General features: G+C 45.6%; 13 protein-coding genes. 6 read left to right on the top strand and 7 right to left on the bottom strand.

What is annotated here, in order from left to right; all coding sequences use genetic code 11:
* Positions 1-539: outer membrane beta-barrel protein (locus tag AACQ21_RS00305; RefSeq protein ID WP_105976719.1), on the bottom strand; the 539-nt coding region annotated here is incomplete at its 3' end.
* 38 nt (positions 540-577) lie between these two features.
* On the opposite strand from AACQ21_RS00305, the gene cydH reads away from it, so the two are divergent.
* Positions 578-667, top strand: coding sequence for a cytochrome bd-I oxidase subunit CydH (gene cydH / locus AACQ21_RS00300; RefSeq protein WP_094123948.1), 90 nt, complete (start codon positions 578-580; stop codon positions 665-667).
* An 18-nt stretch (positions 668-685) separates the two neighbouring features.
* Positions 686-1,885 carry a patatin-like phospholipase family protein gene (locus AACQ21_RS00295; protein WP_105976718.1) on the top strand — a complete coding sequence of 400 codons (1,200 nt, stop codon included), beginning with the start codon at positions 686-688 and terminating at the stop codon, positions 1,883-1,885.
* An 18-nt stretch (positions 1,886-1,903) separates the two neighbouring features.
* Here AACQ21_RS00295 and pyk read toward each other — a convergent pair whose 3' ends face one another.
* The gene (gene pyk / locus AACQ21_RS00290) at positions 1,904-3,352 is read right to left on the bottom strand and encodes a pyruvate kinase (RefSeq protein WP_105976717.1); all 1,449 of its coding nucleotides are present in this window, start codon (positions 3,350-3,352) and stop codon (positions 1,904-1,906) included.
* A gap of 279 nt (positions 3,353-3,631) precedes the next feature.
* Here pyk and mlc point away from each other — a divergent pair, with 279 nt between their 5' ends.
* Together mlc and AACQ21_RS00280 are read left to right on the top strand one after the other, a co-directional pair.
* Positions 3,632-4,849: a sugar metabolism global transcriptional regulator Mlc gene (mlc, locus tag AACQ21_RS00285; protein ID WP_013856420.1), complete on the top strand. Its 1,218-nt coding sequence runs from the start codon at positions 3,632-3,634 to the stop codon at positions 4,847-4,849.
* Between the two features lie 90 nt (positions 4,850-4,939).
* Positions 4,940-5,884, top strand: coding sequence for a chemotaxis protein CheV (locus tag AACQ21_RS00280; protein WP_017048555.1), 945 nt, complete (start codon positions 4,940-4,942; stop codon positions 5,882-5,884).
* Positions 5,885-6,015: 131 nt separating this feature from the next.
* Here AACQ21_RS00280 and AACQ21_RS00275 read toward each other — a convergent pair whose 3' ends face one another.
* Positions 6,016-6,759, bottom strand: coding sequence for a YciK family oxidoreductase (locus tag AACQ21_RS00275; RefSeq protein ID WP_017048556.1), 744 nt, complete (start codon positions 6,757-6,759; stop codon positions 6,016-6,018).
* A gap of 90 nt (positions 6,760-6,849) precedes the next feature.
* Between AACQ21_RS00275 and sohB the strand changes: the two genes are divergently transcribed.
* Positions 6,850-7,911 carry a protease SohB gene (gene sohB / locus AACQ21_RS00270; protein WP_105976716.1) on the top strand — a complete coding sequence of 354 codons (1,062 nt, stop codon included), beginning with the start codon at positions 6,850-6,852 and terminating at the stop codon, positions 7,909-7,911.
* 64 nt (positions 7,912-7,975) lie between these two features.
* On the opposite strand, the gene rrtA is transcribed toward sohB, so the two are convergent.
* The gene (gene rrtA, locus AACQ21_RS00265; protein ID WP_105976715.1) at positions 7,976-8,569 is read right to left on the bottom strand and encodes a rhombosortase; all 594 of its coding nucleotides are present in this window, start codon (positions 8,567-8,569) and stop codon (positions 7,976-7,978) included.
* Positions 8,570-8,572: 3 nt separating this feature from the next.
* Here rrtA and AACQ21_RS00260 point away from each other — a divergent pair, with 3 nt between their 5' ends.
* Positions 8,573-9,181: a tRNA-uridine aminocarboxypropyltransferase gene (locus AACQ21_RS00260; RefSeq protein ID WP_088732716.1), complete on the top strand. Its 609-nt coding sequence runs from the start codon at positions 8,573-8,575 to the stop codon at positions 9,179-9,181.
* Between the two features lie 49 nt (positions 9,182-9,230).
* Here the strand turns inward: AACQ21_RS00260 and AACQ21_RS00255 are convergent, their stop codons facing one another.
* The 3 genes from AACQ21_RS00255 to AACQ21_RS00245 form a co-directional block, all read right to left on the bottom strand.
* Positions 9,231-10,556: an anti-phage deoxyguanosine triphosphatase gene (locus tag AACQ21_RS00255; RefSeq protein ID WP_026028279.1), complete on the bottom strand. Its 1,326-nt coding sequence runs from the start codon at positions 10,554-10,556 to the stop codon at positions 9,231-9,233.
* A gap of 58 nt (positions 10,557-10,614) precedes the next feature.
* The gene (gene yfbR, locus AACQ21_RS00250) at positions 10,615-11,199 is read right to left on the bottom strand and encodes a 5'-deoxynucleotidase (RefSeq protein ID WP_026028390.1); all 585 of its coding nucleotides are present in this window, start codon (positions 11,197-11,199) and stop codon (positions 10,615-10,617) included.
* 122 nt (positions 11,200-11,321) lie between these two features.
* Positions 11,322-12,536 carry a pyridoxal phosphate-dependent aminotransferase gene (locus AACQ21_RS00245; RefSeq protein WP_013856428.1) on the bottom strand — a complete coding sequence of 405 codons (1,215 nt, stop codon included), beginning with the start codon at positions 12,534-12,536 and terminating at the stop codon, positions 11,322-11,324.
* Positions 12,537-12,629: the final 93 nt, after the last annotated feature.

Genomic DNA, 12,629 nt, shown 5'->3' with positions numbered 1-12,629 from the left:
TGGCTATTCAGCGCAATGTTATCGGTAAAGGCATACTCAAAACCCCCAAACAAGCTTGAAGAAAAACCATATTTATCTTTAGCCCAGTCAACATCCGTATAAGAACCACCGATACCTAGGCCTATATAAGCGGTCAATTGTTGGCTTGTCGGATAATAAATGCTGCTTTGAAAGTGGAGATAATGGATGTTGGCATCCGCGTTAATGGTTTCAACAGAGGTGTTTTGAGTGGCATAAAACAGACCAATTCGGCCTTTTTCGTAATCAGTTTCTATAGCGAGGCCATAACCAGAGGAAGCTTTTAAATCGTATTCATTGCTGGTTTGATCCTCGACTTCCCCCCCAATGATATACCCAAAAAAGGGAGAAACGATGACTTGCGCTTGTGCATAGGGAGTAGATAAAGCTCCTATGATAAGAATGATTTTATTGTATTGATGCATAATTATTAACCTAAGCCACTTTTTAACGATTAGGTTATTGTGATGGTAACTCCATAATTGTGCACGAAAAACCAACGATTCTTGAAGATACTTCACACTGATGTTATTACTTTGTTATCTGATAGGAGGTGGCTATGGAACTTGATCTAAAATACGCATTAGTGATTACTGCAACGGTCTTTACTATTCTCGTCGGTTTTGGTTTGATCGCTATCAGCCATTAATCAACGAGGGTTCTGCTGATGAACACTAGTGGAACTATCTCTGATAAAGAGACGAGAGCGGATTTAGATCGGCTCTCGAAGTACATTGGAGGAAAAAATGCATTGGTTACCCAAGGTGGTGGCCAAAGAGGTATTTTTACCGCAGGTGTGTTAGATGCGTTCCTTCTTTCCAATTTTGACCCCTTTGATGAATTTTATGGCACCTCTGCAGGTGCATTGAATTTGTGCGCTTACCTATGCCGTCAACATGGGTTAGGTAAGGCTTTTATTTTAGAACTCACCACGGATGCTAATTTTTTTAATCTATTTAGCTACGTTCGGCGTAAGCAGTTCATGAACTTGGATTGGGCTTTAGATCGCATATCGGAATTTCCTTATCGGTTGGATGTCGATATGGGAGCCCAAGTCCTTGCGAACAGAAAAGCTTATGCTGCTGTTACCTCAGCACACTCACTCCACGACCATTATTTCCCGATATTAGAAAGTAACTGGCGAGAGGTGTTGATTGCCACCTGTGCGATTCCCCGCTTATATCCGCATGAAGTCAAGCTGGGTGATGACCTATATATTGATGGTGGAGTATCGGCATCAATTCCAGTTCAGGAGGCATGGCGTAGAGGTGCCCGTTTTGTCGCGGTAATCCGCACTGAATGCCCTGATGTCGACGCGGTAGAGAGTGGGTTACCGATGAAGCCGTTGCCTTCTGCTAAGCCTTACAACGAGGCTCATTGGCTACATGAACCTTTGCAAAATATTCAAGGTCAGTGGCGACAAAAATTGTCTTACTGGAAGCAAGAGTGGAGTGGTCTTCTCCATCAACAAATAGAACGTTCTAAGCTACAAAAACGTGAGCAAATGAATTTGGAGCTACTCAATGGTGGACGCTGGTTATTTGGCGCTGATGATATTTATCGCTTGAGTCATTTAATTGGTGACAAGTTTGATTCGGGGTTAGCGGATATGTTAATGGTGCATTACCAAACTTATTCTCTTACTCAAGAATTTTTGCGTGCGCCGCCGGATGATGTTTACATCCTACAGATTGTGCCCAGCGAACCATTGAGGTCAAGATCTCTCTTAAGCAGTCAAGAAGATCTGCTTTATGATTATGAGCTGGGACTGACGGCGGGTTATCGCTTTATCGACCAATTTAACCAAGCGCAGTCGGCATATCAGTCCCGTATTGCATCATCGGATTATTTTCCCCGCGACCATTAAGTCAACGGGGAGCACGGGTTATTCAAGGACCGGCAGGATACGCATGCAGTTGGTTGACCCTTCGACATCCATAATGTCACCTTGAGTGATGATCACTAAGTCACCGAACTCTAACAATTTTTTCTCCTTAAGCGTATTGAGAGCTGCAACGGCCACATCAAAACCAGTGTCTGCTTTGGTATCAAAATAGACGGGTGTGACTCCCCGATATAGAGCGCAGCGGTTTAAACTTCGTTCATTGGGCGACATAGCAAAGATAGGCAGTACAGAATTTAAGCGTGAGGTCATAAGCGCTGTTCTTCCTGATTCGGTCAGAGTCACCATGGCTTTGATTCCTTCCATGTGATTGGCCGCATAGATAGTGGACATCGCAATGGTCTCTTCAGCAGTCACAAACGAAGTATCGATTCGGTAATTTTGTTGGCTAGCTTCGATCATTTTTTCCGCGCCGACACACACTTCGGCCATCGAACGAACCGTTTCTACTGGGTATTTCCCAGCAGCAGTTTCACCTGAAAGCATCACCGCATCGGTTCCGTCAAGCACCGCATTGGCAACATCCATTACCTCCGCGCGGGTTGGCATTGGGTTCTCTATCATTGACTCCATCATTTGTGTTGCTGTGATCACTACTCTATTGAGTGCCTTAGCGCGGCGGATCAGTTTTTTCTGCACACCAACCAGCTCAGGATCACCAATTTCTACCCCCAAGTCACCACGAGCGACCATGATCACATCGGAGGCCATAATGATGTCATCAATATTGTGATCACTGGCCACGGTTTCTGCCCGTTCCACTTTAGCCACGAGCTTGGCCTCAAGGCCTGCATCACGAGCGAGGCGGCGAGCGTATTTCATATCTTCGCCATTGCGAGGAAATGAAATGGCCAGATATTCAACCTGTATTTCGGCGGCGAGTAGTATGTCTCGTTTGTCTTTTTCGGTCAGCGCTTCCGCCGATAAACCGCCACCCTTTTTGTTGATGCCTTTGTTATTTGAAAGTGGACCACCGACGGTGACTATGGTGTGTATTTTAGCACCATCGACTGCTGTGACGAGTAGTTGTACTCGTCCGTCGTCCAATAGCAGCAAATCATCCTGCTGCACATCTTGTGGTAGTTTTTTGTAGTCAATGCCAACCGAATCTTGGTCACCTTGCCCTGGGGGGAGCTCTGCATCAAGAACAAATCGGTCACCTTCATTTAAGTAGACTTTTCCTTCTTTAAATGTGGAGACCCTAATTTTGGGTCCTTGTAAATCACCAAGTAAAGCGACATGGCGACCCAACTTAGCCGCGATAGCTCTTACTCGTTGCGCTCGCAGTTTATGGTCCTCGGGGCTACCATGTGAAAAATTCATGCGCACAACATTTGCGCCAGCTTTGATAATCGCCTCTAATATCTCGCCTTTGTCTGTTGATGGGCCTAAAGTAGTCACGATTTTTGTTCTTCTTAACACAGCGGTCATTGTGTTCTCCTGATGGGGCGGGAATCTAGATTGAGTATATGCAAGATCTGGCGAAAGAAAGGGAATAAGAGTGAAATTTATCGACAGGTGTCAGATGATTTTTGTCACAAAAAAAGAGGAGTTTCATATTTTTTGAATGTAAACAAATGGCAGTTTATTGGCTAAATACACGAAGATCTAGGTATATCCGTGATGCTTGTCACGGCAATATACTAAAGCGCTTCACAATTACTTCGCAAAGTAAAAAAATTGGCATGTTATTGATTTCTGGAGCTCCCAATGTATATGGCGCAACCAGGCCATATTGATCATATCAAACAGGTCAATGCTGGTCGTGTATATAAACTCATTGACCAAAAAGGTCCCATTTCTCGCATCGATTTATCGAAGGAGAGTGAGCTTGCTCCGGCAAGTATTACCAAAATTACTCGTGAGTTAATTGAAGCTCATTTAATCCATGAAACGACAGTACAAGAAGCGATCAGCCGTGGCCGCCCAGCCGTTGGTTTACAAACCAATAATGAGGGATGGCAATTTTTATCCATGCGTTTAGGGCGTGGTTACCTAATTATTGCCCTGCATGAGTTGGGTGGTGAAGTGTTGATCGACACCAAAATTGAGATCCATGAGCTAGACCAAGATGACGTGCTCGCTAGGTTGCTTTACGAAATTGAAGAGTTTTTTCAAACCTACTCGTCGCAATTGGATCGAGTGACGAGTATCGCAATTACCTTGCCCGGTTTAGTGAATTCAGAGCAAGGGATTGTACTGCAGATGCCTCATTACAATGTGGAAAATCTGGCTCTTGGTCCTGAAATTTATAAGGCGACGGGCCTACCTGTATTTGTGGCGAATGATACCCGAGCTTGGGCACTGGCTGAAAAGTTGTTTGGCCACTCGCAAGGCAATGAAAATTCAGTTCTTATCTCTATTCACCACGGTTTAGGGGCTGGCATTATCCTTGATGGCAGGGTGCTGCAAGGTCGGCACGGGAATATCGGTGAGTTAGGTCATATCCAAATTGATCCGCATGGTAAACGTTGCCATTGTGGCAATATTGGCTGTTTGGAGACAGTCGCCAGTTCGCAAGCCATTCGTGAAGAAGTGGCGCTGCGTATTGCAAACGGTGAGGTTTCATCATTGACTGAGCACAGTGAAATCACTATTGAAGATATCTGTGAGGCCGCAGCAGAGGGTGACCCATTAGCGGTGGATGTGATAGAGAAACTAGGGCGTTATTTAGGGGCCGCAATCGCAATTGTGATCAACCTGTTTAACCCAGAAAAAATTCTTATCGGTGGTGTTATCAACCAAGCTAAGAACGTGCTATACCCTGCATTGCAAAAATGCATCGAAGAGCAGAGCTTACCTGTCTATCATCAAGATCTCGAATTAGTGGAATCACGTTTTTATAAACAGGCAACCATGCCCGGTGCGGCTTTGATTAAACAAGCTCTCTATGATGGACTTTTGCTGATGAAAGTTGTCGAAGGTTAATTTTTTCGCGGTTAGATCATTTATATTTTTTACAATTAACCCATATGGCTATACTGTTATGTGAGTTCACTATAATTTTCGGGATTTCGTATGTCAGGTGTTTTAAATACGGTTGACCAGCGCACCAATCTTGTCGGAGAGAATCGACTTGAGTTGCTTTTATTCAGCTTAAATAGCCGGCAAATTTTTGCGATCAATGTATTTAAGGTGAGGGAAGTGATCAAAGTTCCTCAGTTAACGAAATTGCCCGGTTCTCATCATAATATTACGGGTGTAGCCTCATTGAGGGGAGTGCCAGTTCCTGTCATTGATTTGCGCAGTGCGATCGGTTTTCCTCCATCTCGCTTGGATAGCCAGGAACAGAACCTCATCATCACTGAGTACAATCGAACCATTCAAGGTTTTTTGGTTGGGCAAGTTCGCAATATTATCAATACCGCATGGACTGAAATTCAGCCACCACCGCGTTTAGCTGGCCGGTCTAATTACCTTACCGCTATCACCCATGTTAAAGAGGTCAACAGTAGCCATATTGTTGAAATCATCGATGTTGAAAAAGTGTTAGCTGAGATTATTGATTATGATGTTTCTATCTCAGAAGGCGTTCTTGACCATGATTTGGTTGCGGAGATGGTCGGGCGAAAAATTCTGATTGTGGATGATTCTTCAACGGCTCGTAACCAAATAAAAGGGACGCTCTCACAGCTTGGTTTGGAAATTGTCGAATGCAGAGATGGCTTAGAAGCATTGAATCTTCTGAAGTCGTGGAGCGATGAAGGAAGAGATGTAACGAGTGAGCTTTTACTGATGATCACCGATGCTGAAATGCCAGAAATGGACGGCTATAAACTGACTTCCGAGATCCGTAATGATCCGAGAATGAAATCACTATTTATTACGTTAAACACGTCACTCAGTGGCAGCTTTAATGAAGCCATGGTACAAAAAGTGGGTTGTGATCGTTTTATCTCTAAATTCCAACCCGATTTATTAGTACAAGTGGCACAAGACCGATTACGTGATGTGCTTTCGTAAGATTTTTAGCCATCATTACAATAAAGTCGTCTCTAATGTAATGTGCTGACATGAAATAGTAACGTTCACCTCAAACGACAATGCCTTGCTGATGAGGCAAGGCATTGAAAGATTAAGAAAAAGCTAAGCCATTACTTTTTCGGTTGTGCATCGATACATTGACCATTCACGGCTTGGCTTTCCGGCGCCATTAAATAGAGATAAAGCGGCATGATATCTTTAGGCGTTTTCAACAACTCCACATCTTCAGCGGGATAAGCTTTAGCGCGCATGCCAGTGCGCGTGCCACCGGGATTAATTGCATTCACTCGAATTGATGTGTTGCTTAGCTCATCAGCTAGCACTTGCATCATCCCTTCTGTGGCGAATTTTGACATAGCATAAGTGCCCCAAAAAGCACGACCATCATGGCCTACGGTTGAAGACGTAAATACAATCCGCGCATCTGGAGATTTGTGCAGCAATGGCAGCGCCGCTTGGCTGAGTAAGAATTGCGCTTTGACGTTGACCTGCATGACATCGTCATAAGAATCTTCACCGATCTGATCAAACGGGCTGATCACACCCAAAAGCCCCGCGTTATGCAGCACACCATCTAAGCGACCAAACTGCTCTGCAATGGTATCGATCATATCGAGGTAATGTTGCTTGGTGGCTCCTTTCATGTCCAGCGGAACAATCGCAGGTGTTGCGTAGCCAGCGTTTTCTATCTCATCATAAGTTTGTTCTAACTTTTTCACCGTGCGGCCGAGCAAAATGACGGTTGCGCCGTGGGCTGCATAGCTGATAGCGGCTTGTTTTCCGATACCGTCGCCAGCACCTGTAACTAAAATGACTCTATCTTTGAGGGCATCTGCAGAAACTGAATAATCCACCTTGTGCTTCCTTATTGTTATGATTTGCTTTAAGTCTTCGTGACAAGGTGGTTACAATACACCAAATCAAAACCTATGAGGATTAGGACGTTGGAATTTTTATTGGACTACGGCCTATTTTTGGCCAAGATTGCGACAATCGTCGTCGCTCTTGTTGTGCTATTGGTCATTGTGAAATCAGTGGGCGGAAAAAACAGCGCGCAGAAAGGCGAGCTGGAAGTGGTGAATTTAACCGAGCGTCATAAAGAAATGGTCGAGCAGATGGAACACCATCTGCTCGATGATGCTTTCTTGAAAGCTCGCGATAAAGCAGAAAAGAAAAGCGAAAAAGAGAAAAACAAAGCACGTGACAAAGCGATCAAAAAAGCGGCCAAAGAGGGAGCGCTAGATACCAAACGTGAACCGCATCTCTTTGTCTTGGATTTCAACGGCAGTATTGATGCCAAAGAAGTGAGTTCGCTACGCGAGGAAGTGACCGCCATTCTCGCCGTTGCTCGTCAAGGTGATGAAGTGTTGCTGCGTTTAGAGACTGGCGGTGGCATGGTGCATGGTTATGGGTTGGCTTCTTCGCAGCTCGATCGCATTAAAGCTGCTGGGTTACCCCTAACCATCGCAGTTGATAAAGTGGCCGCCAGTGGTGGTTATATGATGGCGTGTATTGCTGATAAAATTGTGGCCGCTCCTTTTGCGATTGTTGGATCCATTGGCGTTATTGCACAGTTGCCTAATTTCAATAAACTGCTTAAAAAACATGACATTGAATTTGAACAATTGACCGCAGGTGAATACAAACGCACGCTGACTATGTTTGGTGAAAACAGTGATAAAGCGCGCGATAAGTTCAAGCAAGAACTCGAAGAGACTCACGAACTGTTTAAAGATTTTATCCGCGAGCATCGCCCAGCGCTTGACCTTGAGAAAGTGGCCACTGGTGAACACTGGTTTGGGACTCAAGCTCAAGAGCTCGGTTTAGTTGATGAGATCAAAACTTCTGACGACTTAGTGGTTGCTGCGTGTAAAGATAAAACGGTACTGGCAATCCATTATGTGCAGAAGAAAAAACTGACTGATAAATTGGCTGGTGTTGCGGGCGAAGCGGCCGATAGCATGTTGCTGAAATTGATCAGTCGCGGTCAACGGCCAATCGTTTAGGTTAGGCGCGTCTTTCTCGAAGCAGGCAGATTATTTTTCGGAGAGTATTAAGCGGAGAAGTACGTTACTTCTCCGTTTTTTTTGATCTCAGCCATTCACCGATGGCGAGTATCAACCCGGCCAACATGCCTGCTAAATGCGCTTCGATAGCCACGCGTGCATTAATAAGCTCACTGGTGTTACTTGAAGCGCCGAAAATTTGCTCCCAGACAACTTTGACAATAACACCAACCACCAACAGCCAACTGCTGCGACGCCCTTGCAGTGCTTCTTGCAGCGCCAAATAGGCAAACATTCCATGGAGCGCGCCTGAAAGGCCAACATAGACTTGCATACGGCTCAAAAAAAGGCTGACGCCTACCATCAGGCTGGTTTCCAGAAGGCTGATTAACCATTTTTTACTGCTTGGCTGAAACACAAAATGGATAATCCACAGCCCTGCGAGGTTCATACCAAGGTGTGTAAAGTTGGTGTGTGTGAAATTTCCTGTTAGGATCCGCCACCATTGGCCCGCTTCAATGGCAGGCCGATTCCACGCACTGAGGGCGGCCAGTGGCGGCCATTGCAACCCCAAGCAGACCAAGCTGATAGCAAGTAGTGCAAAATAACGATTTTTTTGATGGTTTATGTTTAGTAAGCAAAGGCGAAAGTAATTCACGTTATGTCTCGATACTGTTCTCAATGTGGTAAAGCGCGAAAAGCCTGCATCTGTTCTTTGATCGTACCGCTTTCCTCGTCGGTCGAGCTTATCATTCTTCAACATCCGACAGAAGAACATCGCCCAATGGGCACAGCCCGAATTCTCGATTTATCTTTAGCCAATTGCAGGCGCTTTGTTGCCGAAGATTTTAGCCGGCACACTCAGCTGAATGAGTGCTTAGCTGAGCCGGATGTGCTCAACTATGTACTTTACCCGCATGAGACTGCGCAGCCCGTGTCGGCTATGAATATCAATGCTGATACCAGAAAAGTACGAGTTATTTTACTCGATGGTACTTGGAAGAAAGCGTATAAAATGTGGCAACTCTCGAGCAATTTACATTCGCTACCGTGTTTGCACTTGCCGACCGATCTCAAAGGCAATTATCGCATTCGCAAGGCACCGAGTGAAAACAGCTTATCAACTGTTGAAGCTGGTTTTCATATCTTGTCATTGCTTGAGCCTCGGCAAAATTTTCAACCGCTCCTTGATGCTTTTGATGCGATGGTTGCCTTTCAAATTAGCCAAATGCCAGCTGGGGTTTTTAAGCAAAACTATATCAGCGAGTAACCGCTATATCAGTGAGTAATGATGGCAGAAGCTACCACTCAACCAGCCATTAATAGTGATTATGAGCTGAGAAGAGTTGTTGATGGAGCCTTTGCGCATAGCCATCGGTCATAGCCGAAATATAGTCACAGATAACGCGCATACCATCGTTTTCATTGGTTTGGGCTTGCCACTTACCGCGCGTTGTTTCTGGCAGTAAGCGTTCAGGATCGGCGCTTAGCGCTTCAAATAGATCCATGATGATTTGTTGGCCTTTGTATTCAAAACGCTGCACTTGCGGAATTTGAATCACATATTGGCTCACAAATGATTTCAGTACTTCCAGTGCGGCGGCCATATTGGGTTCTAAATAGGCGTTGAAGGCGAGTAGTTCATTCTCGAAATGCGCATCAACGGCTTGAATATGAATGCTAGTCAGTAGCGCATTAACAATCCCGCCAATCGCATCTTTACGACGGTAATGTTTGCCTGCAAACAGCATTTCACTGATGGAAGCGATGTGTTCTTCAAACCACGCATCGCCGCATTCGGCCAGTTTCGAGGCTGCGGCCTCTTGCCACTGTTGGCGAGTCACCATGCCAAGCACGATGGCATCTTCTAAATCGTGCACGCCGTAGGCAATGTCATCGGCCAGCTCCATGATTGAGCAATCGAGTGATTTAAAGCGAGTCTTGTGATGTTGATAAGGCGTTGCGGGCTGACCACGCATTTGACTGAGTAGAGCTTTATCTTGCGCAGAGAGCGGCTCTGTTACCCAAGAAAAAATCGCGTGATCGCAATCGTATATTCCCTTAGCCGGCGACCACTCTTTAGCTTTCAACTGACGCTGGTGAGCGACTGCATTGGGTTGCTGTACGGCGCGAGTTTGGCTCAGCAGCGCAGGGTATTTTAATAATCCCAGCACAGTGCGGCGTGACAGGTTCATACCATGGTGTTCGGTGTAAGGCTCTAAGCTAGTCACAATACGGAAGGTTTGCGCGTTGCCTTCAAAGCCGCCGTGATCGCGCATCATATAATTGAGCGCCACTTCGCCGCCATGACCATAAGGAGGGTGACCGATATCATGCGCTAGGCATAAGGAATCGATCAAACTATCCGAAGGCAGCAAATCACGAAACTCTGGTTGTTTGAGTTTAATTTGCGCCACTATACCAGTGCCGAGTTGCGCGGCTTCTAAGGAGTGAGTGAGGCGAGTGCGATGGAAATCATTCAAGCTAGTGCCATGTACTTGAGTTTTGGCTTGCAAGCGACGAAATGCTGCCGAGTGAAGAATACGTGCCCGATCGCGTTGGAAAGGGCTGCGGTGATCATCGCGGCGGATTTTATGCTCATCATCTTGGCGTTCAAGCCATTTGGGGTCAATGGATATATCCATGCCATCTCCTGCAGTACATTTATGTTTTTCAAACACTTAACAAGTAACTTAGCGTGAGTTAGCTGATTTCGTCCAGCGTTAATTCGAAACTAGGGGCAAAGGTATTGAGAAAATACTCCATCTCAGGTGTATGGCGATCTCGTAAGGTGACGTCTAAACGTTTTTTGGCCAGCGCATATTCATGGTTGCCCGCGCTGAGTTCTTCTAAGCATTTGAGATAGGCGCAGAGTGAATCTGCCTGTTTGACTATCGCCACATCTTCAGGGTGCGCGGCGTCTGAAACGAGATATGGAGCAAAGTCCTCACGCAGCTCTTCAGGCAACATCGAGAGCAGTTTTTGTTCGGCGGCGGCTTCTATCTTTTTGTATTCTTTCGCAATATCAGGGTTGTAGTATTTAACTGGTGTTGGAAGATCGCCCGTCAACACTTCACTGGTATCGTGGTACATACCTAAAATCGCAATCCGTTCAGGGTTGACCTTGCCGCCAAATTTTTTGTTTTTGATCACGGCTAAAGCGTGAGCGACAAATGCCACTTGTAGGCTGTGTTCTGAGATATTTTCACTGGAGATCGATCGCATTAAAGGCCAGCGTTGAATTAACTTCATTCGGGCTAAGTGAGCAAAAAAGTGACTCTCTTTCATTGCAATAAACATCCTTGCTGTGTCGGGGGCCAAGATAAAAATTGGCGATTCAAAGAAAACGGGCGCACTTTTTAGTATCGAAAAGTGCGCCCGTTTAGCATATGGAAGTTTACGCCAGAATGCTACTGACTGTAGGTCGATAAGAAACGTTCGAAGCGGCCAATGGCAATTTCTAAATCTTCAATATGCGGTAAGGTAACAATGCGGAAGTGGTCCGGTTTTGGCCAGTTAAAGCCCGTTCCTTGAACCAATAGCACTTTCTCTTGTTTTAAGAAGTCGAGCACCATTTTTTGGTCATCTTTAATGCTGTACATTTTCGTGTCGATTTTCGGGAACAGGTACATGGCTCCTTTAGGTTTGACACATGAGACGCCGGGGATCTGGTTGATCAATTCCCACGCGCGGTCGCGCTGTTCGAGCAGTCGGCCGCCGGGTAAAATCAGCTCATTGATACTTTGATAGCCACCTAATGCGGTTTGAATCGCATGCTGCATGGGCACGTTGGCACACAAACGCATTGAGGCAAGCATTTCCAAACCAGCCACATAACCTTTGGCGATGTGTTTTGGCCCGGTAAGGAACATCCAACCACCACGGAACCCGCACACTCGGTACGCTTTTGACAGGCCGTTAAAAGTGACCATTAAAACGTCATCAGCCAGTGTTGAAATGGGCGTATGGGTTGCACCATCGTATAAGATTTTGTCGTAGATTTCGTCGGCGAAAATGATCAATTTATGCTTGCGGGCAATCTCAACAATTTCCAGCAGGAAATCACGGCTATAGACAGCACCTGTTGGGTTGTTGGGGTTGATCAACACAATACCGCGTGTTTTGGGCGTGATTTTACTGTTGATGTCGTTGAGATCAGGATACCAATCGGCTTCTTCATCACACAAGTAATGCACAGCAGTGCCACCGGAGAGGGCGACCGAAGCGGTCCATAATGGATAATCAGGAGCAGGGACAAGCATTTCATCGCCATTATTAAGCAGCGCTTGCATCGCCATCACGATAAGCTCTGAAGCACCATTACCGATGTAAACATCTTCTACATCTAGGCTACGCAGCCCTTTTTTCTGGTAGTGCTGCACCACGGCTTTGCGCGCGGAATAGATCCCCTTTGAGTCGCAATAGCCTTGTGAAGTAGGCAGATTACGGATCACATCAACTAGGATTTCATCTGGGGCGTCAAAGCCAAATGGGGCGGGGTTACCAATGTTTAACTTCAGTATTTTATGCCCCTCTTCCTCCATGCGTTTAGCATGTTTGAGTACAGGACCCCTAATGTCATAGCAGACATTGTCGAGTTTTGACGACATCCCGATATTTTGCATTGTATAATTCCTGAAAAATAAATAATTTCTTTATTAAACTACACTAAATTGATGTTTGATAGAATAAAAATCTGCCACTGTACGCTTTTAGGA

This window comes from Vibrio sp. V01_P9A10T6, assembly GCF_963877065.1.
GTDB lineage: Bacteria > Pseudomonadota > Gammaproteobacteria > Enterobacterales > Vibrionaceae > Vibrio > Vibrio anguillarum.
This window is presented reverse-complemented; position numbering and strand designations above follow the sequence as displayed.

Coding starts and splice junctions, on each gene's coding strand:
- cydH (WP_094123948.1), top strand. CDS start 578: ATGGAACTTGATCTAAAATACGCATTAGTGATTACTGCAACGGTCTTT.
- AACQ21_RS00295 (WP_105976718.1), top strand. CDS start 686: ATGAACACTAGTGGAACTATCTCTGATAAAGAGACGAGAGCGGATTTA.
- pyk (WP_105976717.1), bottom strand. CDS start 3,352: ATGACCGCTGTGTTAAGAAGAACAAAAATCGTGACTACTTTAGGCCCA.
- mlc (WP_013856420.1), top strand. CDS start 3,632: ATGTATATGGCGCAACCAGGCCATATTGATCATATCAAACAGGTCAAT.
- AACQ21_RS00280 (WP_017048555.1), top strand. CDS start 4,940: ATGTCAGGTGTTTTAAATACGGTTGACCAGCGCACCAATCTTGTCGGA.
- AACQ21_RS00260 (WP_088732716.1), top strand. CDS start 8,573: ATGTCTCGATACTGTTCTCAATGTGGTAAAGCGCGAAAAGCCTGCATC.
- AACQ21_RS00255 (WP_026028279.1), bottom strand. CDS start 10,556: ATGGATATATCCATTGACCCCAAATGGCTTGAACGCCAAGATGATGAG.
- yfbR (WP_026028390.1), bottom strand. CDS start 11,199: ATGAAAGAGAGTCACTTTTTTGCTCACTTAGCCCGAATGAAGTTAATT.
- AACQ21_RS00245 (WP_013856428.1), bottom strand. CDS start 12,536: ATGCAAAATATCGGGATGTCGTCAAAACTCGACAATGTCTGCTATGAC.